The sequence below is a fragment of the Brevundimonas staleyi genome (genome assembly GCF_041893865.1).
Taxonomy (GTDB): domain Bacteria; phylum Pseudomonadota; class Alphaproteobacteria; order Caulobacterales; family Caulobacteraceae; genus Brevundimonas; species Brevundimonas staleyi.
The window spans coordinates 1705532-1728229 of sequence record NZ_CP169082.1 but is presented as its reverse complement, the minus strand read 5'-3'; the positions used below and the strand labels follow the sequence as shown (position 1 = coordinate 1728229).

Sequence of the window (22698 nt, the reverse complement as noted above, 5' to 3'; positions counted from 1 at the left end):
ACAGGAAGATTCCCCCGTCGGTCCTGGCCTCGCTTCGCTCGCCGCCGGGCCGCTTTCCCCCGCAAGCGGAGGAAGGGCTTGATCGAGACATGCAAAAACGCCCCGGAGGTCTCCCTCCGAGGCGGGATCGCTAAGAAACGAACATCAGTGTTTCAAATGCACTGATCGAAACTCCTGACCTTCGGTCGCAGAATTTGGACTCCTTGGACTCGGTGTCCTCGGAGTCCAATCCTGAGGTCTTAGTTGAACAGACCCGCGATCACGGCGGTGACCAGACCCCCGGCGACGGCGGCCAGGACCACGTCATTGCCCGAACGGACATAGTGGTAGCCGCGAGGCGGCGCGCGCAGGCCGTAGGCCGAGTAGTTGTTCACGACATAGCCCTGCGAATAGGAACTGGGCAGGCGCTGGCCATAGCTCCACTGGCGAACCTGATAGCCGCGCGGCGGGGTATAGCGACCGGCGTTGTAGCGGCGCTCGGCGCGCTGCCAGCGATCATAGGCGCGGGCCTGCTGGCGGTACTCGCGGCGGTCGTCGCGGTTGTCCTGACGCCATTCGCGACGGTCGTCACGATTGTCCTGGCGCCATTCCCGGCGATCGTTGCGATCGTCGCGGCGATCCTGGCGCTGCTCGTAGCGCGACTGGGCGTCGGCAGCCGAGGCGACGCCGATGGAGCCCGTGGCGATCACGGCGGCCAGGGCGGCGGTGGCGAACTTGTTCACGGTGATTTCTCCTAGTGACGGTCGGGGGGATCCGACTTGCCCCCACACTAGGATTTCGTCCTTGAGCCGGACCTGAACGGCCCGGGTCAGGTCAGGTTCAGGCGGCCGCCGCGGTTTCGCCCACTTCCGCCGCCGTCCGCACGCTGGTCCGGCCGCCGCGCACCGTCTGCATCAGCCGAGCCAGGGCGGCGAAGTCGATGGGCTTGTTCAGATAGGCGTCGGCGCCGGCTTCCAGCCCCGCCTCATGGTCCTCGGTCCGCGCCGAGGCGGACAGTACGGCGATCGGCGTCTCGGCGTTCGGCCCCTTGGTGCGGATCAGGCGCGTGGCGCTCAGACCGTCCATGACCGGCATGTTGACGTCCATGATGATCAGGTCGAACCGCTGCTGGCCCGCCATGTCCACGGCGATCTGGCCGTTCTCGGCGGTGGCGGTGCAGTGGCCGGCCGACCCCAGCCAGGCTTCCAGGATCATGCGGTTGACCGGGTGATCCTCGACCACCAGCACGTTCAGGCATTCGCCGTCGCCCACGTCCGCGTCGATGGCCTCGACCTCGGTCACGGCCGACCATTCGACCACCTCGGCCTCGACGATCAGGGTGAAGGTCGAGCCCTCCCCGACCTTGGAGGTCACGGTGATGTCGCCGCCCATGATGTTGGCCATGCGCCGCGCGATGGTCAGGCCCAGCCCCGTGCCGCCGAACTTGCGGGTCGAGGAGGCGTCCGCCTGGGTGAAGGGCTGGAACAGACGCTCCAGGTCGGCGTCGGCGATGCCGGCGCCCGAGTCGGTCACCGAGAAGGCGAAGCCCACGCGCTTGTCGCTGATGCGGGTCGATTCGACGCGATAGTCGATCAGGCCGGCCTCGGTGAACTTCACCGCGTTCGACAGAAGGTTCTGGATCACCTGGCAGACGCGCAAGGGATCGCCCTTCACCACCGCCGGGGTCTCGCCGACGAAGGTGGAGCGGAACTCCAGACCCTTGGCCTCGGCCTGGGCGATGAAGGGCCCGGTCACGCGGCGGTGCAGGTCGTCGATGGAGACGTCGATGACCTCGAAGGTCATCTTGCCCGCCTCGATCTTGGTCATGTCCAGAATGTCGTTCAGCAGGCTCAGGAGGTTGTCGCCCGAGTTGCGGATGATCGACAGATACTCCCGCTGCGTCGTCTCCAGACGCGTCGCGCCCAGAAGCTGGGCCGCGCCCAGCACCCCGTTCATCGGCGTCCGCAGCTCGTGCGAGATGACGCCCAGGAAGTTCGACTTGGCCTGGTTGGCCGCGTCCGCCTTGTCGCGGGCGGCCTCCAGTTCCTCGATCAGATGCGCCTGATGCTCCTGGAAGGCCTTGATCCGCTCCTCGCGCAGCATGGTCATGGTCACCAGCACGAACATGCCGGCCGCCGTGAAGGGCATGATGCCCAGGAAGGGCCAGAACATCGGCCCGCCCCACAGGCTGACGGCGATGGCCAAAGCCACCGCCGTATAGGGGGACGAGATCACGATGGCCTGTTTCGGCGAGCTGCGAAGCTGGGCGAAGACCAGCACATAGCCGCTGATCAGGAGGGAGACGGCCAGGATCTGACCGAACGGATGGCCCGAGAACCACGCCATCAGGGGCGCAGTGGCCCAGGCGGCCGTGGTGATGGTGGCGACGGCGGGGAACAGGAGGCCCCAGCCCGCGTCGACCCGACCGGCCATGCTCTTTTCGAACTTGCCCCGAACGGCGCCGGCGCCGATCGTTCCGATGAACCAGATGATGGCCTCGACCCAGCCGACCGTGGCCAGGAGGCCGATCGCCCAGCTGCCGATGATGATGTAGCGCAGGTATTGGGTTTGCAGGATGGCGGTCAGGGCCTGTGCGGCCTCGCTGGCGCTCATGCCCGCGGACCGGCCCGATTCGAGACTTTTGCCGATATCCTCGGATCCGACCATACGCGCCCCACGTCCCTGAAACTTCCCGACGCGACGCTATGACGAACCTTCTAAGACGAAGTGAACGCTGATTTTTCCTCAACTCCCGGCTTCATCGGGGGTCTGGGCCTTGATGGACAGGGCGTGGACGGGCCCGGCCAGCTCATCGGCCAGCACCGCGTTCACCGATCGCTGCCTCTGAACTCGCCCGACGCCTGAAAACGCCTCGGACACGATGGTCAGGTTGAAGTGGCTCTCTCCGCCCGGCTTGGCGTCCATCCCGCCTTCGTGATGGTGACCGGCGTGACGCCAGCTGTCGTCTTCCAGCTCCAGACGGGTCGGCTGGAAGGCGGACGTCAGTTTTTCCCGCATAATCGACGCGATCGGGCCTTCAGACATGTCCGTTTCCTTGATGGTGACCAAATCGACCCTACACTGTGACCAATGCCTGCGTCATTCGAGTACAAGCCCCGTTTCAAGGACATGCGGATCAAACCGCCCAAGGCCGGCGAAGCCGCCGAGGCCGAGGCCGATGTCCTGCGCCTCAAGCCCGGCGAGAAGCCTTGCGAATGGGAGGGCTGCACCAAGGCCGCCACGGCCCGTGCGCCCAAGTCGCGCGAACAGCTGAACAGCTTCTATGAATTCTGCCAGGCCCACGCTGGCGAATATAACAAGAGCTGGAACTTCTACGCCGGCATGAACGAGGCCCAGGTCCGCGCGGCCAAGGAGAACGAGGCCATGACCGGCGGCCGTCCCACCTGGGACATGAAGGCCTCCAAGAACAGCCGCGAGGCCGCCGCCTTCGCCGCCAAGATGGGCAAGGCCGCCAACGGCTCGGGCTCCATGAACGACAGCTTCGGGCTGTTTGGTCGTCGCGTGAACGAACAGGCGACCAAGGAAGAGGACACCCTGCGTCTTGGCAAGCTGGAACGCCAGGCCCTGACCGACCTCGACCTGGACTTCCGCACCGACAAGGCGGCGGTGAAGTCGCGCTATCACGAGCTGCTGAAACGCTTCCACCCCGACCACAACCAGGGTGACCGCAGCGCCGAAGCCAAGCTCCAGCGCGTCATCAAGGCCTACAAGACGCTGAAGAAGGCGGGCTTGGCGGCGTAACACGTCTCCTCCCCACATCGTGGGGAGGTGGCGGCGAGCTCTTGTGAGCCGACGGAGGGGTTCTTCGTGCACGCAGAAAGAGCCCCTCCGTCTCTCCGCTGCGCTGCGAGCCACCTCCCGATCGCTAGCGCGACGGGGAGGAGACACTAAGTTCAGAGCCCTACCTTATCAGGAGCTCACCGATGAACATCCTCTACAAGGCCCACGCTGTCTCCACCGGCGGCGGCCGCGACGAAGGCCGCTCCACCACCGACGACGGCAAGATCGACGTCCTCCTGTCCCTGCCCGCCGAAATGGGCGGCAAGGGCGGCGCGGGCACCAATCCGGAACAGCTGTTCGCCGCCGGTTACGCCGCCTGCTACATGGGCGCGCTTCGTCTGGTCTCGGGCAAGGCGGGCACGCCGGTCGGTCCGGATACGAAGATTCACACCTCGGTCGGCATCGGCCCGAACACGCGCGGCGAGGGCTTCAATCTCGACATCGCCATCAAGGTCACCGACCACGGCCTGGACAAGGCGACCATCGACAGCCTGATCGCCGCCGCCCACCAGGTCTGCCCCTACTCCAACGCCACCCGCGGCAACGTCGACGTCGACCTGGCGGCGGAATAACTGGCATCAGGAGCCGCGCGCGTGTTGAGCCGCGCGCGCGGCGCCTCTAGATGGAGCCCATGGCTACCCTCCTCGATGCGACCCCCGATCCGCTTCTGACGTTCGAACCCCACCGCACCGCGAGCGTGCGCGAAGTCTTCGGCGTCGAGTCCGACATGCAGGTTCCGGTGTTCGAGCCGGGCGACAGCCATGTGCCGGAGGTCGATCCCGCCTATCGCTTCGATCCCCAGACGACGCTGGCCATCTGCGCCGGCTTCTCGTTCGACCGCCGCGTGATGGTCCAAGGCTATCACGGCACCGGCAAGTCGACCCACATCGAACAGGTCGCCGCCCGCCTGAACTGGCCCTTGGTGCGCGTGAACCTGGACAGCCACGTCAGCCGTATCGATCTGGTCGGCAAGGACGCCATCGTCCTGAAGGATGGCAAGCAGATCACCGAGTTCCGCGAGGGCATGCTGCCCTGGGCCCTGCAACGCCCCATCGCCCTGGTCTTCGACGAATACGACGCCGGCCGCCCGGACGTGATGTTCGTCATCCAGCGCGTGCTGGAGGCTCAGGGCCGGCTGACCCTCCTGGACCAGAACCGCGTCATCCGCCCGAACAAGTGGTTCCGCCTGTTCTCGACCACCAACACCATCGGTCTGGGCGACACCTCGGGCCTCTATCACGGCACCCAGCAGATCAATCAGGGCCAGATGGACCGCTGGTCGATCGTCACCACCCTGAACTACCTCGACCACGACGTCGAAGCCGAGATCGTCGCCGCCAAGGCGCCGGAATGGGCTGACGCAGACGGTCGCCGCGCCATCGCCGCCATGGTCCGCGTCGCCGACATGACCCGCAACGCCTTCATGAACGGCGACATCTCGACGGTCATGTCGCCCCGCACGGTCATCACCTGGGCCCAGAACGCCACCATCTTCGGCGGCGACCTCGGCCTGGCCTTCCGCTTGACGTTCCTGAACAAGTGCGACGAGCTGGAACGACCCACGATCGCGGAGTTCTACCAGCGGGCGTTCGGAGAAGACCTCCCCGAGGCGGCGACTAGGGTAAAGGTGGGTTAGAGCTAGTTGAGTGCGAGGCGTATTGCTGCGATCGCCACAATCACTCCGCCCACCAAACCAGTTGAGGCGCTTAGTGCCAGAATAAATGGCCAAATCAGCAGCACCAAAGCATTGAACCGCTGAGGCTTCTTAGCCTCCTCAGCCCAAATGCGCGTGAAGTCAGGGTCGTTCAACCTCTGAGCCATCACTGACATCAAACGATACTGGAATATTGCGCGCGCGCTCATCTGCAGGATGTGAAACACGACGTAAGCAATGAGTGACACGCCTATTAGGCCGACGGACCAATAGCGTACACTTTCAGACACATCCTTGGCCACCGACGACCAAAGAGCAAAAAATCCGGCATACGCAGCTGCCAACATGACATTCTCGTATGCGGTAGCTTTCTCAAGCATTTGAAAGTTCAGCTCATAGAGCTTCTCAAGATGCCTCGTCACCTGATCAAGGTCCGGCTCACGGCCGACGCGGAATGAGTTTGTTGCTCGGACGCCTTCGGAGGTCTGTGGTTCTGGCGAAATGACGCTCGGATCGACCTGCGGCATGTCAAGCCGCCCTTGGCGTGATCATCGCCAGCGCCTCGCCCATCTTCGCGCGCTGCACCCGCAGTTCGTAGCTCCCCTGTAGGCGCAGGAAGAACCCCTCGCTCATCCCCCAGTACCGAGCCAGACGCAGGTCCGTGTCGGCGGTGATGGCACGCTTGCCCAGGACAATCTCGTTGATCCGGCGCGGTGGCACGCCGATGGCGTTGGCCAGCGCCGTCTGGCTCAGCCCCGCCGGCAGGATGAACTCCTCCAGCAGGATCTCGCCGGGTGTCACCGGCTCCATCAGATCCTCAGTGGTAGTCGCAGATTTCGACATCCTCGGCGCCTCCATCGGTCCAGCGGAAACAGATCCGCCACTGCTGATTGATCCGGATCGAATGCTGACCCTTCCGGTCGCCCGACAGGGCCTCCAGCCGATTGCCCGGCGGCAGTCTCAGGTCGTCCAGCCGCGAGGCCGCATCGATCAGTTCCAGCTTCCGCTGCGCCGCGCGTCGGATATCCGGCGGCAACCGCCGCGAGGCGACGCCGGCCCAGAAACGCTCCGTATCGCGATCAGCAAAGCTCCGGATCATCGACGAAGAACATAACGCATAACGTTATGGGGCTCAACCCTCCCCATTCCGCCACGTCCGCCCCGCCAGCATTCGGACGTGCTCCCGCACCCCCTCCGGCCAGCCCTCGACCGCCGCATCGAACGCGGTCCAGTCGCCCGCGAACAGCATCCGCGTCGCCTCCTCATATCCCGGCAAGTCCCCCGCCACGGCGGTCATGAAGCGATAGGCCGCCTCCCGGCCCTTGCGCACCCGGTCCGGCCCCTCGGCCTCGCGCAGGGCGCCTTCGACCAGCTTCCTCAGCGCCACAGACGCCCCGCCGGGCTGTCCCGCCAGCCAGTCCCAGTGGCGCGGCAAAAGGGTCACCTCCCGCGCCGTCACCCCCAGCTTCGGCCGACCCGGCCCGCGTTTCGGCTCCTCCGCCGGCTCCAGTCGCGCCAGCACATCCTCCGGGCTGCCGCGCAAGTCGAACTCCACCGGCCGCGCGTCGGCGTCGTCGAACACCAGCACGCTCTCCCCCGCCTCGACCGCCGCCTTCACCACCCCCACGACCTCGCGCGGCGCACCCGAGGCGATCAGCCTATGCCCGGAAAAGGCGGTGCAGGATTTCACTTCGGCGGCGGACATGGGTGCTCCTTACGGTTCGCCACAGGAAATACCCGGATGAAACATCGCCCGTCAATACACCCGGGTAAAATGTCACAGAACGCGATATTTCCGTGTCTTGACTGCTCTTTAAGCCCCGCCCTCTACGGTCTGCGTCCGTAAGCGTTGCGTTGCGGGGGCCGCATGATCAGAGACAGCGAATATGTGCGGGCCTACGCCAGTCGCTACCGGGAGATCTTTCCGGTCCGGATCGCCTCGATCCTCGCCATCATCGTCCTGACCACCTGGCTTCAGGGCTGGGCCTGGGGTCTCAACTACGCCGTCTGCCAGCTGGGCCTCTATGCCGTCTTCTGGATCGTGGTCGAGCGGGCGCGTCTCCGGCCCGAGGTACCCGGCGCCGGCCAGGCCCTGAAACGCTGGACCGAGGGCGTCACCCTGGTCCTCGCCATCCATTGCAGCCTGTTCGCCCTGGCAGCCGCCACGGTACGGCCCGACCATATCTTTCACGCCATCCTGCTGCTCTGCGGCCACCTGATCGTCGGCGCGCTTCAGGTTCACATCTCGCGGCTCAGCTTCGCCGTGTCGGTCACCCCGCCCGCCCTGACCATCGCCTGGCTGGCCTGGCTGGCGGCGGGGTCGAACATCGGCCTGATGGCCTGCGCCGCCACCCTGACGGCCGGCGTCCTGGGCGCCGCCTGGCGTCAGATGGTCTCCGACCGCCAGGCCGTGGAGCTCCAGGTCGACCTGACCGAGCGCACCGCGGCCCTCGAGACCGCCCTGACCCAGGCCGAGACCGACCGCGCCCAGGCCGAGCGCGCCAACATGGCCAAGTCCCGCTTCCTGGCCATGATCAGCCACGACGTCCGCACCCCCCTGAACATCATCATGGGGGTGGTCGAGGTGCTGAAGAGGAAGAAACGCCCGGCGGCCGAGACCGAGCTGGTCGCCGACATGGGCGACGCCGGCTCCATGCTGCTGCGGCTCCTGAACGGCGCCCTGGACCTCTCCAAGATCGAGTCCGGCCAGTCCGAAGTCGCCCTCGCCCCCGTCGATGTCCGCGCGGGGCTGGAGAGCGTGGGCCGCGTCTGGCGCCACCGCGCCGAGGAGTTGAACCTCGACCTCGTCGTGGACTGCGACGGCGCCCCCGCCGACTTCCACGTTCTGGCCGACGAGGGCCGGATCGAGCAGGTGGTCATCAACCTCCTGTCCAACGCCCTGAAGATGACGCCCGCCGGCACGGTCCGCCTGCACGCCCGCGCCCGCCCGGCCGGCGACGGCGTCGTCGCGCTGGACATCGAGGTCCACGACCAGGGCCCCGGCGTGCCGGAGGATCAGCGCGCCCGCATCTTCGAACCCTTCGAGCAACTGGACGCCGGTCGCGCGGCGGGTGGCGCGGGCCTGGGCCTCGCCATCTGCCGCTCCAGCGTCGAGGCCATGGGCGGGACCCTGGGCGTGCGCGAAGCCGAGGGCGGCGGCGCCGTCTTCTGGTTCCGCATCACCGCCGACCGGTCCGAGCCCGCCGCTGCACCCGCGCCAGCCCCGGCCCCGACCCCGACCCCGACCCCGGCGAAACGTAGCGGCGCCCTTTCCGTCCTCGCCGCCGAGGACCACCCGGCCAACCGCAAGCTTCTGGCCATGCTGCTGGAAAGCCTGAACGTCGATCTGGCCTTCGCCGAGAACGGCGCCGAGGCCGTCGCCTTGGCCTCACAGAACGCCTACGACCTGATCCTGATGGACGTCATGATGCCGGTCATGGACGGCGTCGCGGCGCTCCAGGCCATCCGCGCCACGGGCAACGCCGTGCCCATCCACATGCTGACCGCCAACGTGTTCGACGACGACGTCGCCCGCTATATGGCCGCCGGCGCCGACGGCGTGCTGGGCAAACCCTTCAAGGTCGCCGCCCTGCATGCCCTGATCGCCGAAACCTCCGCCCCGCCGATGCGGATGGCCGGTTAGTCGCGACGCGCCGGCTGATTGTCCGGCACGATCCAGCCGACCAGGAAGCTGACGATCCCGGTCACGATGGCCGCGCCCACCCCGGCCCACAGCCCATCGACCACGAATCCGCCCAGGAACATGGCCGTCAGCCCGATGGTCGCCGCGTTCACGACCAGCAGGAACAGGCCGAAGGTGATGACCGTCAGCGGGAAGGTCACGAAGGTCAGCACTGGCCGCACCACCGCATTGACCAGCCCCAGCAATACCGCCGCCGCGATCAGCGACCCGGTCGAGAGGAACTCGACCCCCGGCACCAGATAGGCCGACAACCACAGCCCCAGCGCCGTCACCACCGCCTGAAGGATGAACCTGATCATCGTCGTCTCGCTCCGGGTTTCGCCATTATTGCAACGCTTGATATCGGACTGCGTTCACCACCCCGCAACCGCCAATGTTCGAGGAACCGGGGCGGTTCATAAACGCTATTGCGACACGCCTCCCCGGCACACCCCGTTTCAAGGATTTCGACCATGACCGACGAACGCATCGAAGGCGCCGTGACCGGCGTGAACGGCAAGCTGAAAAGCGGCCTCGGCAACCTGACCGGCGACACCAAGCTCCAGCTCGAGGGCAAGTTCGACCAGGTGAAGGGCAAGGCGCTGGACTACTACGGCCGCGCCATCGACCAGCTGGAGACCCTGTCCGACCGCGCCCCGGAAGACCTGCGCGGCCCGGTCAAGACCGGCCTCGACTTCGCCCGCCGCAAGCCGCTGCTGACCACCGGCATCATCGCCGGCATCGCCTTCCTGATGGCCGGCTCGGGCCGCCGCAGGTACTGATCGTCAGAGCCAGACAAACGAAAGGCCCGGGATCGCTCCTGGGCCTTTTGCAATTCGTCCCCTCCCTGTTCGCCGCTTGGCAAATGGGGAGGTGGCGCGGCGCTCCTTCAGCGCCGTGACGGAGGGGGCGAGACGGTGCTGAAGTGAGGGCTCGTGGTGCTCGCGCGTCGAGACCCCGTCGCCCCCTCCGTCAGCTCGCAAAGAGGCTCGCTGCCACCTCCCCATCGCTGCGCGACAGGGAGGAGACACGATGCCTCAGACCGCCGCGTCTTCGTCGGCCGCTTCCTTCACCGGCCCGCCGGAGGCAGGCTTGATGTCGAAGGCGATCTTGCCGTCCTTCAGCTCGACCTTCACATGGCCGCCGCGCGTCAGACGTCCGAACAGGATGTCGTCGGCCAGCGGCTTCTTGATGTTCTCCTGGATGACCCGGCCCAGCGGGCGCGCGCCATACAGTTCGTCGAAGCCGTTCTTGGCCAGCCAGTCGGCCGCGTCGTCGGTCAGTTCGATGGTGATGTTGCGGTCCGCCAGCTGGGCTTCCAGCTGCAGCACGAACTTGGTCACCACCTGACGGATCGTCTCGGAGTTCAGCGACTTGAAGCTGACCACCGCATCCAGACGGTTGCGGAACTCCGGGGCGAACAGACGCTGGATGGCCTTCTCGTCCTCGCCCTCGACCTTGCCCCGGCCGAAGCCGATGGAGGCGCGGGCGTTGTCAGCGGCCCCGGCGTTGGTCGTCATGATCAGGACGACGTTGCGGAAATCGACCTTCTTGCCGACCGCGTCCGTCAGCATCCCGTTGTCCATGACCTGGAGCAGGATGTTGTAGACGTCCGGGTGAGCCTTCTCGATCTCGTCCAGCAGGACGACCGCATGCGGGTGCTGATCCACGGCGTCGGTCAGGAGACCGCCCTGGTCGTGACCGACATACCCCGGAGGGGCGCCGATCAGACGCGAGACGGTGTGCCGCTCCATGTATTCCGACATGTCGAAGCGCAGCATCTCGATGCCGAGCGTGGACGCCAGCTGCTTGGCCACCTCGGTCTTGCCCACCCCGGTCGGGCCGGCGAACAGGAAGGACCCAATCGGCTTCTGCGGATCGCGCAGACCCGCACGCGCCAGCTTCATGGCCGAGGCCACCTGTTCGATGGCCGCGTCCTGACCGAAGACGGCGCGGTTCAGATCGCTCTGCAGTTCGCGCAGGCCCTCGACATCCGACTTGCTGACCGACTTCGGCGGGATGCGAGCCATCTTGGCGATGACCGCTTCCACTTCCTTCTGGCCGATGACCTTCTTCCGCTTCGACTCGGGCAGCAGCATCTGCGACGCTCCCGCCTCGTCGATCACGTCGATGGCCTTATCCGGCAGCTTGCGGTCGGTCATGTAGCGGGCCGACAGCTCCACGGCCGAACGGATCGCCGCATCGGTGTAGCGCAGCTTGTGGTGCCCTTCGTAGGACGCCTTCAGACCCTTCAGGATCTTCACCGTGTCCTCGATCGTCGGCTCGTTGACGTCGATCTTCTGGAAGCGTCGGACCAGGGCCCGATCCTTCTCGAAATGCTGGCGGTACTCCTTGTAGGTCGTCGACCCCATGCAGCGCAGCGAGCCCGAGGCGAGCGCCGGCTTCAAGAGGTTGGACGCATCCATCGCCCCGCCACTGGTCGCGCCCGCGCCGATCACCGTGTGGATCTCGTCGATGAACAGGATCGCGTCCTCGTGGTTCTCCAGCTCCTTCACGACCTGCTTCAGCCGTTCCTCGAAGTCGCCGCGATACCGCGTCCCGGCCAGCAGGGCGCCCATGTCGAGCGAATAGATGGTCGCGCCTTTCAGCACGTCCGGCACCTCGCCCTTGACGATCTTCAGCGCCAGACCTTCGGCGATGGCCGTCTTGCCGACACCGGGTTCGCCGACCAGCAGCGGGTTGTTCTTGGTCCGGCGGCACAGGATCTGGATCGCCCGGTCCACCTCGGCGTGACGGCCGATCAGCGGGTCGATCTTTCCGTTCTTGGACTTCTCGTTCAGGTCGACGCAGTAGGCCTCCAGAGCCTCGCCGCCCGACTTCACGGCGGCGGCGTCCTCGGCCTCCTCCGGCGACTGACCGCCGGCCTTGGCCGGACGCACTTCGCCGCCCTGCCCTGCCTTCTTGGCGATGCCGTGGGCGATATAGTTGACCGCGTCATACCGCGTCATGTCCTGCTCCTGCAGGAAATAGGCGGCGTGGCTTTCGCGCTCCGAGAAGATGGCGACCAGCACATTGGCGCCGGACACCTCTTCGCGGCCCGACGACTGGACGTGGATCACCGCGCGCTGGATCACGCGCTGGAAACCGGCCGTCGGCTTAGCGTCGTCGCCATCGCTCGTGGCCAGGGCCGCCAGATCGGTATCGACATACAGGGTCAGCGCCGTCTTCAGCGCGGTCAGGTCGACGTTGCAGGCCTTCATCACGCCCGACGCATCGGGATCGTCGATCAGGGCCAGCAGCAGGTGTTCAAGCGTCGCGTACTCGTGGCGCCGTTCGTTCGCATAGGAGACCGCGCGGTGCAGGGTCTCTTCGAGAGGACGAGAAAATGAGGGCATGGGGAGATCCTCTCAGTCTTTTTCCATCGTGCATTGCAGCGGGTGCTGGTGACGGCGCGCCGTCTCGACCACCTGGGCGACCTTGGTCTCGGCCACTTCGTAGGTGAAGACGCCGCACACCCCGACGCCATGCTGGTGCACATGCAGCATGATGCGAGTGGCGTCCTCGCGGCTCTTCTGGAAGAACCGCTCCAGCACATAGACGACGAATTCCATCGGCGTGTAGTCGTCGTTCAGGATCAGCACCCGATACAGCGAGGGCTTCTGAAGCTTCGGCTTTGTTTCGGTGATCGTGGCTGAGCCGAGGCCTTCGCCCTGTCCTTCACCTGGCCGGTTGGTAGGCATCCGTATTCCGTCATTTCGGGGGAGTCGAAACGCTATATGGGGAGCATCCGCCGGTTTTGTAGTCGCGTCCAGTCACGGGTGTCGTGAGCGGCCTATCGAGGCTGGAAGAGGAGCAAGGCCAGAAAACGCTTCTTCTTCGAGGAAGGCGCTTTGTTAAGCCTGCGTATGGCGCTGCGCGCAGTTCGGACGGCCAGCACGGCATCGGCGGTTTTGACGCGAAGCAGCGGATCGTAGTCCGCCTCATGTCGCCGCTCCTGGAGTTCCAGCACTGCGGTCGCCGTGGCGGGGAGATTTGTTCCATAGCCGCCTCGCGGCGCCAGCGAGCCCAGCTTGCCGGAGAGCGAGCCGGACGCGACGGCTTGGCAGAGCGTTTTCACCCAACCATGATTGATGCTGCGATAGGCGAGCGCATACTCGGTCGTCCCGCGCTTGGTCTTGCCGATATACTCGTCTGCGGCGGCCGTCAGCAGGGCGTGAAACACAGCATAGTAGGCTGCTGAAATCGCTCTCCTCACGTCAGCCTGACGAGGTGGTCCAGCGGCCGGGGGCTGGACCAAACGCTCCGCCTGCTCCAGCAGATGTTCAGGATTGGGCGTCGGCATCGTCCGGCTCTATCGCCTCGCCCAACTCCTCGTATTCGACAATGGAAGGGCGCTCTTCACCTGCCTGCGCGAGGCCGGACTTGATCTGCACCAAGGTATCCAGAACGGCGTCGCCATCGATCTTCTCGGCGGTCTTCGGCTTCAAACGGATCGTGATCCGGATAGCGGCGCGTCCCTCGGAGTCATATGTATCACGGCTGCTGACGCCATCCAGAACGCTGGCGCTCAGATACTTCGCGGCGGCGCGCGCGGCGATCCCGTTGATCTCGGACTGACCTATCATGCGATCAAGATAGCATGTCGCGACGGCGGGCGTCAGATGGGCGGCGCTCGATCAATGCGCCCCCACCGCTTCAGCCCCATCCTTGTCATGCCGCCCGACCCGCTCGACCAGCGTGCGCCCGGCCTCGTTCATCCCGGTGACGACCACCTCCGCCCCCTGTTTCCGATAGCGGAACACCACCTTGTCCAGGGCCGCGACCCCGGTCAGGTCCCACAGATGCGCCCCGGTCATGTCGATCTCGACCCGCTTCGGCTGACCGTGGTGCTCGAAGCTGGCGGCAAAGACATCGGCCGAGGCGAAGAACAGCTGGCCCGACACGCTGTAGCGCAGCACACCCTCTTCCGGCGTCTCGACCTCCGTCACCACGATGGTCTTGCCGACCTTCCGCATGAAGAAGATGGCCGACAGGATGACGCCCAGCACCACGCCCTTGGACAGGTCGTGCGTCGCCACCACCGTCACCGTCGTGGCGACCATGACGATGGACGACTGGATCGGCGTGGACCTCAGCTTCAGCACCGAGCCCCAGTCGAACGTCCCCACCGACACCATGATCATCACGGCCACCAGGGCCGCCATCGGGATCTGCGCCACCCAGTCCCTGAGCGTCAGCATCAGGATCAGCAGGAACAGCCCGGCCCACAGGGTCGACAGCCGCCCCCGTGCGCCGGACGACACATTGATCATCGACTGGCCGATCATGGCGCAGCCCGCCATCCCGCCGAACAGGGGCGACAGGATGTTGGCGATCCCTTGCCCCCGCGTCTCGCGATCCTTGTCCGAGGCCGTATCCGTCACGTCGTCGATCAGGTTTGCCGTCAGCAGGCTTTCCAGCAGCCCCACGAAGGCCAGGGTCAGCGACACCGGCGCGATGATCGCCAGCGTCTCCCAGGTCAGGGGCACGGCCGGCAGATGGAACATCGGCAAGGTCGAAGGCATCTGCCCCATGTCCCCCACGGTCCGGACGTCCAGCTTCATCAGGATCACGACCGCGCTGATGACGACGATGGCCACCAGCGGCGACGGCACGGCCTTGGTGATCCGGGGCACGCCGTAGATGATGACCAGGGCCGCCGCGACCAACCCATAGGTCATCCAGCCCTGCCCGATCAGCTCGGGCATCTGGGCCAGGAAGATCAGGATGGCCAGCGAGTTGACGAAGCCGGTCATCACGCTTCGGCTCACGAACTTGATGTATCGCCCCAGTCTCAGCAGACCGACGCCGATCTGGATCACCCCACACAGCAGGGACGCCGCGAACAGATATTCCAGCCCGTAATCCCTCACGAGCCCGCCCATCAGCAGCGCCATGGCCCCCGTCGCCGCAGAGATCATCGCCGGTCGCCCGCCGACGAAGGCGATGGTCACCGCGATCACGACGCTGGCGTAGAGTCCCACCGCCGGATCGACCCCGGCGATCAGGGAAAAGGCGATGGCTTCGGGGATCAGGGCCAGGGCCACGACGGTTCCGGCCAGCAGGTCGCGGCGCGGACTGGCGAGCCACTGCTGGCGCGCCGACGCTAGGATAGACATGAGGGGTGACATTCAGCTGGGCGACGCTGCGCCCGGTTTCCCGACGGATAGGCGGACGGGATAGCCACTCGACCGCGCGGGCCGAGTCCGATGTGAAGCCGCCTGATGCCTTCACGAACGTCGAAAAACAAGCCGCTGTCGCTCAACGCCGTGCATCCCGCCCCACATCCGTTCACCCCAGCGAAGGCTGGGGTCCAGATCACGGATGCGGACGGCCTGGATGGCGCACTGAATTTTCTACTCGAAACACCCCCTTCGCCATCTGGACCCCAGCCTTCGCTGGGGTGCACGGTGAGAAGCATGGAGGATCGCTGTTGCGACGCAATTTCACAGTCCGATGACTGGCCTCCCCCGTCCGCCGTCCCTAACTTGACCGCAAGCCCTCCCCTTCGCCGTCCGTATCGCCTGGAGTACCGACCATGAGCGCCCGCTTCGCCCTTCGCGCCGCCACCTCCGAGGCCCACGAGCGTCTCGATGCCCGATTCTCCCGGTTCGACCTCGCCGACCCCACGGACTACGGCGCCTTCCTCAGCGCCCAGGCCGGGGCCTTCTTCCCCATGGAGGACGCGCTGGAAGCCGCCGGCGTGGGCGAAATCATCGAGGACTGGCCTGCCCGCAAACGCTCCGACGCCCTGCGCTCCGACCTCGCCGCCATGGGCCTGCCGGAACCCGATGCGGTCCAAGCTCCGCCGTTAAGTTCGCAAGCCGACATACTGGGCGCGCTTTATGTGCTGGAAGGGTCCCGTCTGGGCGGCGCCATGCTGGTTCGCACGGTGCCGGACAGCCTGCCTAAAACCTTTCTGACGCCCGGGAACCCGGCGGCCTGGCGCGCATTCGTGACAGTTCTGGACCAACGGCTAAGCTCTCAGGCCGATATCGACCAAGCCGCCAAGGCGGCCGCCGCCGTGTTCGACGCTTTCGCCTCGTCCGCGTCGAACCACACTGGAGACGACCCTACGTGACTGACGCTGCCGAGGACTGGACCGCCGTCGATCTGACCAACTGCGATCGCGAGCCCATCCACATCCTCGGCGCCATCCAGCCGATCGGCTTCCTGATCGCCCTCACGGCCGACTGGATCGTGGCCCGCGCCTCGGCCAACACCGGCCAGTTCATCGGCCGCGAGCCCGCCGACCTGTTCGGCCTGCCGCTGGACCGGGTCTTCTCGCCCAAGGCCGTCCACGACCTGCGCAACCGCTCCGCCATCCTGCGCGGCCCCGATGCGGTGGAGCGCCTGTTCGACTGCCCCCTCCTCGGCTCGGACCAGTTGTTCGACGTCGCCATCCACTTCTCGGGCGGTCAGGTTGTCATTGAGGCCGAGCCGGCGTCCGGAGAGCACGGCGACGCCACCGGCATGGTCCGCTCCATGATCACCCGGCTGGACCAGACCGCCGACTTCCCCGCCTTCTTCCGCGAGGGCGCGCGCCAGGTCCGCGCCCTGATCGGCTTCGACCGGGTCATGGTCTACCGCTTCGCCGCCGACGGCTCGGGCGAGGTCGTGGCGGAAGCCGTGAAGGCCGGCATCGGCCAGTTCATGGGCTTGCGCTATCCCGCCTCAGACATCCCGGCCCAGGCGCGCGAGCTCTATCGCCGCAACATGCTGCGGGTCATTACCGACGTGAACGCCACGCCCGTGCCCGTCGTGTCCCAGCGCGACCAGCAGGGCACGCCCCTGGACCTGTCCCTGTCGGTCCTCCGCTCCGTCTCGCCGATCCACATCGAATATCTGAAGAATATGGGCGTCGGCGCCTCCCTCTCGATCTCGATCATCGTGGAGGGCAAGCTCTGGGGCCTGTTCGCCTGCCACCACTATTCGGCCCGCTGCCCGACCTTCGAGCGCCGCTCGGTCTCCGAACTCTTCGCCCAGATGTTCTCCATGCGTCTGGAAAGCCGCGAGCGTCAGCAGACGGTCGAATACGAACGCCGCGCCCGCGACATCTCCGACCAGCTTCTGGGCGCCGTCGCCTCGGACGAAAGCCTGCTGAAGGATCCCGACTGGCTGGCCGACATCCTGACCCACGCCATTCCGGCGGACGGCGTCGGCGTCTGGCTGGGCGGCGCCTTCGCCTTCTCCGGCTCCTGCCCGCCGGCCGACGACTTTCGCCGCATCACCCGCGCCCTGAACGGCACCGCCGCCGGCAAGGTCTTCGCCACCGACCATATCGGCTCCCTGATCCCCGACGCCGAAAGCTTCGCCTCCGACGCCTCGGGCCTCCTGGCCATCCCCATCTCGCGCAGCCCCCGCGACTACGTCGTCCTGTTCAGGAAGGAGCTGATCCACTCCGTCCGCTGGGCCGGCGATCCGCACAAGCCGGTCGAGCACGGTCCCAACGGTCCGCGCCTCACGCCCCGCGAAAGCTTCGCCGAGTGGAAGCAACTGGTCGAAGGCCACTCCCAGCCCTTTACCGCCTCCGAAACCCGCGTCGCCGAAACCCTGCGCGCCACCCTGATCGAGGTCGTCCTGCGCCTCGCCGACGAGGCCTCGGCCGAACGCCAGCAGGCCAGCGCCCGTCAGGAACTGCTGATCGCCGAGCTCAATCACCGCGTCCGCAACATCCTCGGCCTCATCCGCGGCCTGATCCGCCAGTCCAAGCCCGAGGGCTCGGACGTCGAGGACTTCGTCAAGGTCGTGGACGGCCGCATCCACGCCCTGGCCCGCGCTCATAACCAGATCACCGACGACCACTGGGGCCCAGCCCCCATGCAGGCCCTGATCGACGCCGAGGCCGCCGCCTTCGTCGACGATCAGGACCGGATCGTCACGCAAGGGGAAGCCGTCTTTCTCAACCCCAACGCCTATTCGACCCTGGCGCTGGTGGTCCACGAACTGGTCACCAACTCCAACAAATACGGCGCCCTCTCGGCCGAGGGCGGCCACGTCACCTTGGGCTGGAGCCGCAATCCGGCCGGCGACCTGATCCTCGAGTGGCGCGAGACGGGCGGCCCTACGGTCACACCCCCGACTCGCAAGGGGTTCGGCACCACCATCATCGACCGCTCGGTCCCCTACGACCTCGGCGGCTCGGCCAGGATCGACTACGACCCCAAGGGCGTCCACGCCACCTTCCGCATCCCGGCTCACCACCTGGCCGAACCACGAGAGGTGCCGGCTGCCAAGGCAGTGAAATTCCCCCGCCCTGCCGTCGGCCACCCCCAGGCCATGCCGGACGCGGTGCTGAAGGACCACGACATCCTGCTGGTCGAGGACAGCCTGATCATCGCGCTCGACGCCGAGGACATCGCCCACCGCCTGGGCGCCAAGACCGTCACCACGGCCGCCACCGTCCACGGCGCGCTGGAGCATATCGACGCCGGCCGCCCGACCGTGGCCCTGCTCGACATCAACCTCGGCGACCGCAACTCCTATCCGATCGCCGACCGACTGGCCGAGCTCCGCATCCCCTTCCTCTTCGCCACCGGCTACGGCGAACAGGCCAACCTGCCGCAGGAGCATCGCGGCCGCCTGGTGGTGCAGAAGCCCTACACGATCGAGAACGTCGCCCGCGCCATGGACAGCCTGCTGGGTCCGGTCTGACGTCCTAGCGCCAGCCGCCGTCCCGCGCCGCCGCCTCTGCGGCCGCATCCACGGTCTCGCCCGCGATGACGGCGTCCACGGCGTTCAGCACCGCCGCGGGCGTCTCGCTCGACGCCGTCCGGATCTCGCCCGTCGCCCCGTCCAGCGGCGCCATCACCCGCATGGCCCAGCGCCCGCCCTCACGACAGGCCAGCCCCGCCACCCCGGCCTCGCCCGCGCTGAAGGTCCGGCACCAGGCGCCGTCCTGATCCCTGAAGGTCAGACCCACGGCACGCCCGTCTGCATCCGCCCCGTCCGCCGCTAGCCCCGTATCCAGCACCCGCACCAGACCCGCATCGGCCAGCATCCCGCCATTCTCGATCCTCAGACCTCCGTGACGCCCGCCGATCAGCGGCCCCAGCGCCAGCCCGCCGACGAAGGCCGCCGTCGCCAGTCCGCCCCAGATCGCCGCCCGGCGCGGCGCGAAGGCCTCGGCCAGCATCGCCCCCAGCCCCGCCAGAGGCGACGCCTTGGCCGGCGCCGACCGGATCATCCGCGCCAAATCGGCGTCCCTCGCATCGGCCGTCATCGGAAACGCCGCCCGCGCCACGGCCCGCGTCCCGCGCAAGGCCTCCAGTCGCGCCGCCACCGCCGGATCGGCCTCAGCCGCCGCATCCACGCGCGCGACCTCGTCCGGCGCCAGTTCGCCGTCGACGCGTCGCATCAGGATTTCGTCGTCCAGCCGGGTCATCCCGTCACTCCCTTTTCCGCCAGCGTCTGGATCAGGCTCTGCCTGCCCCGCACCAGCCGGCTCGTCAGCGTCCCCGCCGGCACGCCCAGCACCTCCGCCGCCTCGGCGTAGGAAAACCCCTCGATCAGCACCAGGGCGACCGCCTGCCTCTGATCGTCCGGCAGGGCGTGGATCGCCTCCCGCACCGCCATGGCGTCAACCTTCAGCGCCTCGTCCGCCTGACCGGCGTCGGCGATAAGCACGGTCGTCTCGTCCTCCGCCCGGACCACCTTGCCCCAGCGCAGGATCGAGCGGCCCTCGTCGATGGCCAGCCGTCTCATGATGGTGAAGGCCCAGCTGTCGAGCCGGGTCCCCGCCTTGAATTTCGACCGCGACGCCAGCGCCCGTTCGACCGTCTGCTGGACCAGATCCTGCGCATCCGCATCGCGGGTCCGGAGAACACGAGCAAAGCGGCGCAGGCGAGGAAGCAACTCCACAAGCCCCGTCTGAAACTGATCCAACCCCGTACCTCGTCCATGTCGGATGAAACGACCGGCTTCGCGCGTTTCATCCATGGCATAAGACGAAACGAAGGCGGCCGGTGACAAGACCCATGAAGACCCTGGCGAAACGGATGGCGGGATGCGCGGCCCTGGCGGCGCTGGCCATCGCCACGCCCGCCTTCGCCCAGTTGGGCGGCCTGCCAGGCGTCGTGCCCACCCTGCCGACCTCGCCCCTGACCGACCGTCTCCCGCTGGAGGGGGTGCGCGATCTGACCGGCCGCGTCGTGGACCGCGCCCTTCAGGCCCCGTCCCGCCTTGACGGCCTGATCCGTCGCTCGCGCGGCGCGCTGGAGGCCGACCCCCAGGGCTGGCCCGTCGTCACCGCCGAGATCCTCGTCGTCGATCTGACGGCCGAGGCCCGCGAGCGCGCCCTGGCCGCCGGCTACACCGTCGTCCGCGAGGAACCGCTGGAGGCGCTCGGCCTGACCACCACGGTCCTGGCCCCGCCTCGCCGCATGCTCCTGCCCCGCGCCGTCGAGCGGCTTCAGGAACTGGCCCCCGACGCCGACATCGCCTTCAACCACGTCTACGCCCCGGCCGGAGAGATGGGCGCCGCCCTCGCCCCGTCGCCCGCCGTCTCGACGCTTCAGGCGACGAACGCCCGCCTCGGCCTGATCGACACCGGTATCGACGTGACCCATCCCGCCTTCGCCGCCTCGGGCGTCAGCCAGCGCGGCTTCGCCGGTACGGCCCGCGTCGGCGCCCACGGCACGGCTGTCGCCTCCCTGATGGTGGGGCGCAGCGGCGGCTTCTCGGGCGGCGCGCCGGGCGCGGACATTCTGGTGGCCGACATCTACGGCGGCGATCCGGCCGGCGGCGCCTCCACCGCCGTCGCCCAGGCTCTCGATTGGATGGCGGCCCAGCGCGTCGCCGTCGTCAACATCAGCCTCGTCGGCCCCCGCAACCGTCTGGTCGAGCGCGCCGTCGCCGGGGCCCAGGCGCGCGGCGTCACCCTGGTCGCCGCCGTCGGCAACGACGGCCCCGCCGCCCCGCCCCTGTTCCCCGCCGCCTACGACGGCGTCATCGGCGTCACCGCCGTCAGCGCCCGCGACCAGGTCCTGCCCGAGGCCGCCCGAGGCGGTCAGGTCGACTTCGCCGCCCCCGGCGCGGACATGGCCGCCGCCGGTGCTTCCGGCGGCTGGACCTCGGTGCGCGGCGCCTCCTTCGCAGCCCCCATCGTCGCCGGCCTCCTGTCTCGCCAAGGCGTCGCCGCCCTGACGCGATCGGCCACGGACCTCGGCGCCCCCGGCCGCGATCCCGTCTACGGAGCAGGTTTGGTCGGCGCCCAATCCCGCGTCGCGCCCCGCCAGATGGGCGCCCGAGGCCGCCTCTCCCGATAAAAGTCGCCACCTCGGGATGAATCCGAAGGAGCGGGTCGTTGGACCCTGTGCGGGCATCAAGCCCACCCCACAGGAGAGACCCTCATGAACAAGACCCTGACCCTCGCGACCGCCGCCTTCGCCCTGGCCCTGGCCGGAGGCGCACAAGCCCAGATCCTCGGCGGAGGCGGCGGCCTCGGTGGAGGATTGGGCGGCCAGTTGGGTGGCGGCCTCGGCAACGGTCTGGGCGGTTCGCTCGGCGGCTCCAGCTCCCTCACCGGCGGCCTGACGGGCAATATCGACGGCTCGCGTCTGCGCGGCACGACGGGCGAAGTCCTGACCCGGGCCGAACGCCGCGCCCAGGCCGCCCAGGCCCGCGCCACGGCCGCCGCCGACCGCGCTCGCAACACCGCCGGAACCGCCGTCGGCACGACCCGCGCCACGGCGACCTCGGCGGTCGGCAGCGCCCGCGATCGCGCCGGTTCGGCTGTCGCCGGTGGCCGCGACGTCGCGACCGGCGCCCTGAACGGCGCCGGTTCCCTGTCGAACGGCGTCCTGAGCGGTTCGGCCTCCGGTTCGGGTTCGGGCGACGCCTCTTCCGGCCAAGCCTCGGCTGAGCCCGTTGCCGACGGTCAACCCGCCCCGGCTCCGCGCCAGCCACGCGCCTCGGGCGATGCAGCCGTGAATGGCTCGGCCAATGCCGACCGCAGCGGGGCGTCGGTTTCGGTCGGCGCCAACGCCTCGGGCTCGGCCCGTCCGAACTGATCGGACGCCGGCGCCCAGACAAGAAGGCCCCCCGGATCGCTCCGGGGGGCCTTTTCGTTACGCGACTAAGCTAGAGCAGATCGCCTTAACGGGCGGCCTGGAACTTCTCCACCGAGGCGGTGACGCGCTCGTTGATCGGCTTGAAGCTGTCCTTGACCGAACCGGTGAAGGTCTCGGTCATCTTGGTCACTTCCGACAGATAGGTTTCCATCGCCGACTTGGCGAAGTTGGTCTGCAGCTCGATCAGCTCCTGGATCGAACGGGCTTGCGAGATCGTCTGGGCGGCGGCGACGCCCGATTCCCACGACGACTTCGAGTACGACAGGGCCTGGGCCGACAGGGCCTCGGCGCCCTTCTGGGCGGCGGTGGCCGAAGCGGTCAGGGCTTCCAGGTTCTGCTTCGACTGGGCCGACAGTTCGGCCAGCGAGGCGGTGGTCTTTTCCATGCCGTCGCGCAGGGCCTGCGTGCCGGTGGCCTGGAACTTCTCGGCCTGGACCTTGGCGGTCGCGGTGGCCTGTTCGATGGTCTTCTTCACGGTTTCGGCGCTGTCAGCCATTGGAAGTCTCCTGAAC

At 67.5% G+C, this 22698-nt stretch carries 25 protein-coding genes and 1 other annotated feature; of the genes, 9 read left to right on the top strand and 16 right to left on the bottom strand.

Annotated elements, in window-relative coordinates; all coding sequences use genetic code 11:
* Positions 1–239: 239 nt before the first annotated feature.
* From ACETK8_RS08575 to ACETK8_RS08565, 3 genes are all read right to left on the bottom strand, one after another.
* Complete coding sequence (locus tag ACETK8_RS08575; protein WP_374039082.1) at positions 240–722, bottom strand: RcnB family protein; 483 nt, start codon at positions 720–722, stop codon at positions 240–242.
* Positions 723–819: 97 nt separating this feature from the next.
* Complete coding sequence (locus ACETK8_RS08570) at positions 820–2592, bottom strand: ATP-binding protein (RefSeq protein ID WP_374039081.1); 1773 nt, start codon at positions 2590–2592, stop codon at positions 820–822.
* A gap of 132 nt (positions 2593–2724) precedes the next feature.
* Complete coding sequence (locus tag ACETK8_RS08565) at positions 2725–3024, bottom strand: BolA family protein (RefSeq protein WP_374039080.1); 300 nt, start codon at positions 3022–3024, stop codon at positions 2725–2727.
* Positions 3025–3069: 45 nt separating this feature from the next.
* On the opposite strand from ACETK8_RS08565, the gene ACETK8_RS08560 reads away from it, so the two are divergent.
* The 3 genes from ACETK8_RS08560 to cobS all read left to right on the top strand — a co-directional run bounded on the left by ACETK8_RS08560 (position 3070) and on the right by cobS (position 5416).
* Positions 3070–3741, top strand: coding sequence for a J domain-containing protein (locus ACETK8_RS08560; RefSeq protein ID WP_374039079.1), 672 nt, complete (start codon positions 3070–3072; stop codon positions 3739–3741).
* A gap of 182 nt (positions 3742–3923) precedes the next feature.
* Positions 3924–4352 carry an organic hydroperoxide resistance protein gene (locus tag ACETK8_RS08555; RefSeq protein WP_374039078.1) on the top strand — a complete coding sequence of 143 codons (429 nt, stop codon included), beginning with the start codon at positions 3924–3926 and terminating at the stop codon, positions 4350–4352.
* 59 nt (positions 4353–4411) lie between these two features.
* A complete protein-coding gene (gene cobS / locus ACETK8_RS08550; RefSeq protein ID WP_374039077.1) occupies positions 4412–5416 on the top strand; it encodes a cobaltochelatase subunit CobS in 1005 nt (334 codons plus the stop codon).
* Between the two features lie 2 nt (positions 5417–5418).
* On the opposite strand, the gene ACETK8_RS08545 is transcribed toward cobS, so the two are convergent.
* The 4 genes from ACETK8_RS08545 to ACETK8_RS08530 are packed head-to-tail and all read right to left on the bottom strand — an operon-like array spanning position 5419 to position 7139.
* The gene (locus ACETK8_RS08545; protein WP_374039076.1) at positions 5419–5961 is read right to left on the bottom strand and encodes a hypothetical protein; all 543 of its coding nucleotides are present in this window, start codon (positions 5959–5961) and stop codon (positions 5419–5421) included.
* A gap of 1 nt (position 5962) precedes the next feature.
* The gene (locus tag ACETK8_RS08540; RefSeq protein ID WP_374039075.1) at positions 5963–6244 is read right to left on the bottom strand and encodes a HigA family addiction module antitoxin; all 282 of its coding nucleotides are present in this window, start codon (positions 6242–6244) and stop codon (positions 5963–5965) included.
* 7 nt (positions 6245–6251) lie between these two features.
* On the bottom strand, positions 6252–6533 hold the full coding sequence (locus tag ACETK8_RS08535) for a type II toxin-antitoxin system RelE/ParE family toxin (RefSeq protein ID WP_374039074.1): 282 nt from the start codon (positions 6531–6533) through the stop codon (positions 6252–6254).
* A 33-nt stretch (positions 6534–6566) separates the two neighbouring features.
* On the bottom strand, positions 6567–7139 hold the full coding sequence (locus tag ACETK8_RS08530; protein WP_374039073.1) for a DUF2239 family protein: 573 nt from the start codon (positions 7137–7139) through the stop codon (positions 6567–6569).
* Between the two features lie 162 nt (positions 7140–7301).
* Between ACETK8_RS08530 and ACETK8_RS08525 the strand changes: the two genes are divergently transcribed.
* Entirely contained in the window at positions 7302–9077 is a 1776-nt protein-coding gene (locus ACETK8_RS08525; protein ID WP_374039072.1) for a hybrid sensor histidine kinase/response regulator, read from the top strand.
* On the opposite strand, the gene ACETK8_RS08520 is transcribed toward ACETK8_RS08525, so the two are convergent.
* The gene (locus tag ACETK8_RS08520) at positions 9074–9436 is read right to left on the bottom strand and encodes a phage holin family protein (protein ID WP_374039071.1); all 363 of its coding nucleotides are present in this window, start codon (positions 9434–9436) and stop codon (positions 9074–9076) included. The genes ACETK8_RS08525 and ACETK8_RS08520 overlap by 4 nt on opposite strands.
* Before the next feature lie 153 nt (positions 9437–9589).
* Here ACETK8_RS08520 and ACETK8_RS08515 point away from each other — a divergent pair, with 153 nt between their 5' ends.
* Entirely contained in the window at positions 9590–9898 is a 309-nt protein-coding gene (locus ACETK8_RS08515) for a CsbD family protein (RefSeq protein ID WP_374039070.1), read from the top strand.
* Between the two features lie 255 nt (positions 9899–10153).
* Here the strand turns inward: ACETK8_RS08515 and clpA are convergent, their stop codons facing one another.
* The 5 genes from clpA to ACETK8_RS08490 all read right to left on the bottom strand — a co-directional run bounded on the left by clpA (position 10154) and on the right by ACETK8_RS08490 (position 15229).
* Complete coding sequence (clpA, locus tag ACETK8_RS08510; protein WP_374039069.1) at positions 10154–12472, bottom strand: ATP-dependent Clp protease ATP-binding subunit ClpA; 2319 nt, start codon at positions 12470–12472, stop codon at positions 10154–10156.
* A 12-nt stretch (positions 12473–12484) separates the two neighbouring features.
* Positions 12485–12817 (bottom strand): ATP-dependent Clp protease adapter ClpS, encoded by a 333-nt coding sequence (clpS, locus tag ACETK8_RS08505; protein WP_374039068.1) that lies wholly within the window; start codon positions 12815–12817, stop codon positions 12485–12487.
* Between the two features lie 92 nt (positions 12818–12909).
* Positions 12910–13419, bottom strand: coding sequence for a hypothetical protein (locus tag ACETK8_RS08500; RefSeq protein WP_374039067.1), 510 nt, complete (start codon positions 13417–13419; stop codon positions 12910–12912).
* Positions 13400–13702, bottom strand: coding sequence for a hypothetical protein (locus ACETK8_RS08495; RefSeq protein WP_374039066.1), 303 nt, complete (start codon positions 13700–13702; stop codon positions 13400–13402). Before ACETK8_RS08495 ends, ACETK8_RS08500 begins: the two co-directional genes overlap by 20 nt.
* Positions 13703–13753: 51 nt before the next feature.
* Positions 13754–15229, bottom strand: a complete 1476-nt coding sequence (locus ACETK8_RS08490; RefSeq protein ID WP_374039374.1) for a SulP family inorganic anion transporter — start codon at positions 15227–15229, stop codon at positions 13754–13756.
* 40 nt (positions 15230–15269) lie between these two features.
* Positions 15270–15327 (bottom strand) — a sequence feature (sul1 is cis-regulatory element that is thought to sense ions involved in sulfur or methionine metabolism; They are found in Alphaproteobacteria).
* Between the two features lie 327 nt (positions 15328–15654).
* Here ACETK8_RS08490 and ACETK8_RS08485 point away from each other — a divergent pair.
* Complete coding sequence (locus ACETK8_RS08485) at positions 15655–16197, top strand: biliverdin-producing heme oxygenase (RefSeq protein WP_374039065.1); 543 nt, start codon at positions 15655–15657, stop codon at positions 16195–16197.
* Entirely contained in the window at positions 16194–18770 is a 2577-nt protein-coding gene (locus ACETK8_RS08480; RefSeq protein ID WP_374039064.1) for an HWE histidine kinase domain-containing protein, read from the top strand. Before ACETK8_RS08485 ends, ACETK8_RS08480 begins: the two co-directional genes overlap by 4 nt.
* Positions 18771–18774: 4 nt before the next feature.
* Here ACETK8_RS08480 and ACETK8_RS08475 read toward each other — a convergent pair whose 3' ends face one another.
* Positions 18775–19500, bottom strand: coding sequence for a hypothetical protein (locus tag ACETK8_RS08475; RefSeq protein WP_374039063.1), 726 nt, complete (start codon positions 19498–19500; stop codon positions 18775–18777).
* Complete coding sequence (locus ACETK8_RS08470; protein WP_374039062.1) at positions 19497–19976, bottom strand: RNA polymerase sigma factor; 480 nt, start codon at positions 19974–19976, stop codon at positions 19497–19499. Before ACETK8_RS08470 ends, ACETK8_RS08475 begins: the two co-directional genes overlap by 4 nt.
* A 116-nt stretch (positions 19977–20092) precedes the next feature.
* Here ACETK8_RS08470 and ACETK8_RS08465 point away from each other — a divergent pair, with 116 nt between their 5' ends.
* Both ACETK8_RS08465 and ACETK8_RS08460 read left to right on the top strand, forming a co-directional pair.
* Positions 20093–21382 (top strand): S8 family serine peptidase, encoded by a 1290-nt coding sequence (locus tag ACETK8_RS08465; RefSeq protein ID WP_374039061.1) that lies wholly within the window; start codon positions 20093–20095, stop codon positions 21380–21382.
* Positions 21383–21466: 84 nt separating this feature from the next.
* Positions 21467–22126, top strand: a complete 660-nt coding sequence (locus tag ACETK8_RS08460) for a hypothetical protein (protein ID WP_374039060.1) — start codon at positions 21467–21469, stop codon at positions 22124–22126.
* Between the two features lie 85 nt (positions 22127–22211).
* On the opposite strand, the gene ACETK8_RS08455 is transcribed toward ACETK8_RS08460, so the two are convergent.
* On the bottom strand, positions 22212–22682 hold the full coding sequence (locus ACETK8_RS08455; protein ID WP_374039059.1) for a phasin family protein: 471 nt from the start codon (positions 22680–22682) through the stop codon (positions 22212–22214).
* Positions 22683–22698: the final 16 nt, after the last annotated feature.

What these genes read in the sequence shown, in the direction of transcription:
- ACETK8_RS08570 (WP_374039081.1), bottom strand. Translation starts at nt 2,592, where the DNA reads ATGAGCGCCAGCGAGGCCGCACAGGCCCTGACCGCCATCCTGCAAACC.
- ACETK8_RS08565 (WP_374039080.1), bottom strand. Translation starts at nt 3,024, where the DNA reads ATGTCTGAAGGCCCGATCGCGTCGATTATGCGGGAAAAACTGACGTCC.
- ACETK8_RS08560 (WP_374039079.1), top strand. Translation starts at nt 3,070, where the DNA reads ATGCCTGCGTCATTCGAGTACAAGCCCCGTTTCAAGGACATGCGGATC.
- ACETK8_RS08555 (WP_374039078.1), top strand. Translation starts at nt 3,924, where the DNA reads ATGAACATCCTCTACAAGGCCCACGCTGTCTCCACCGGCGGCGGCCGC.
- cobS (WP_374039077.1), top strand. Translation starts at nt 4,412, where the DNA reads ATGGCTACCCTCCTCGATGCGACCCCCGATCCGCTTCTGACGTTCGAA.
- ACETK8_RS08545 (WP_374039076.1), bottom strand. Translation starts at nt 5,961, where the DNA reads ATGCCGCAGGTCGATCCGAGCGTCATTTCGCCAGAACCACAGACCTCC.
- ACETK8_RS08540 (WP_374039075.1), bottom strand. Translation starts at nt 6,244, where the DNA reads ATGGAGCCGGTGACACCCGGCGAGATCCTGCTGGAGGAGTTCATCCTG.
- ACETK8_RS08535 (WP_374039074.1), bottom strand. Translation starts at nt 6,533, where the DNA reads ATGATCCGGAGCTTTGCTGATCGCGATACGGAGCGTTTCTGGGCCGGC.
- ACETK8_RS08530 (WP_374039073.1), bottom strand. Translation starts at nt 7,139, where the DNA reads ATGTCCGCCGCCGAAGTGAAATCCTGCACCGCCTTTTCCGGGCATAGG.
- ACETK8_RS08525 (WP_374039072.1), top strand. Translation starts at nt 7,302, where the DNA reads ATGATCAGAGACAGCGAATATGTGCGGGCCTACGCCAGTCGCTACCGG.
- ACETK8_RS08520 (WP_374039071.1), bottom strand. Translation starts at nt 9,436, where the DNA reads ATGATCAGGTTCATCCTTCAGGCGGTGGTGACGGCGCTGGGGCTGTGG.
- ACETK8_RS08515 (WP_374039070.1), top strand. Translation starts at nt 9,590, where the DNA reads ATGACCGACGAACGCATCGAAGGCGCCGTGACCGGCGTGAACGGCAAG.
- clpA (WP_374039069.1), bottom strand. Translation starts at nt 12,472, where the DNA reads ATGCCCTCATTTTCTCGTCCTCTCGAAGAGACCCTGCACCGCGCGGTC.
- clpS (WP_374039068.1), bottom strand. Translation starts at nt 12,817, where the DNA reads ATGCCTACCAACCGGCCAGGTGAAGGACAGGGCGAAGGCCTCGGCTCA.
- ACETK8_RS08500 (WP_374039067.1), bottom strand. Translation starts at nt 13,419, where the DNA reads ATGCCGACGCCCAATCCTGAACATCTGCTGGAGCAGGCGGAGCGTTTG.
- ACETK8_RS08495 (WP_374039066.1), bottom strand. Translation starts at nt 13,702, where the DNA reads ATGATAGGTCAGTCCGAGATCAACGGGATCGCCGCGCGCGCCGCCGCG.
- ACETK8_RS08485 (WP_374039065.1), top strand. Translation starts at nt 15,655, where the DNA reads ATGAGCGCCCGCTTCGCCCTTCGCGCCGCCACCTCCGAGGCCCACGAG.
- ACETK8_RS08475 (WP_374039063.1), bottom strand. Translation starts at nt 19,500, where the DNA reads ATGACCCGGCTGGACGACGAAATCCTGATGCGACGCGTCGACGGCGAA.
- ACETK8_RS08465 (WP_374039061.1), top strand. Translation starts at nt 20,093, where the DNA reads ATGAAGACCCTGGCGAAACGGATGGCGGGATGCGCGGCCCTGGCGGCG.
- ACETK8_RS08460 (WP_374039060.1), top strand. Translation starts at nt 21,467, where the DNA reads ATGAACAAGACCCTGACCCTCGCGACCGCCGCCTTCGCCCTGGCCCTG.
- ACETK8_RS08455 (WP_374039059.1), bottom strand. Translation starts at nt 22,682, where the DNA reads ATGGCTGACAGCGCCGAAACCGTGAAGAAGACCATCGAACAGGCCACC.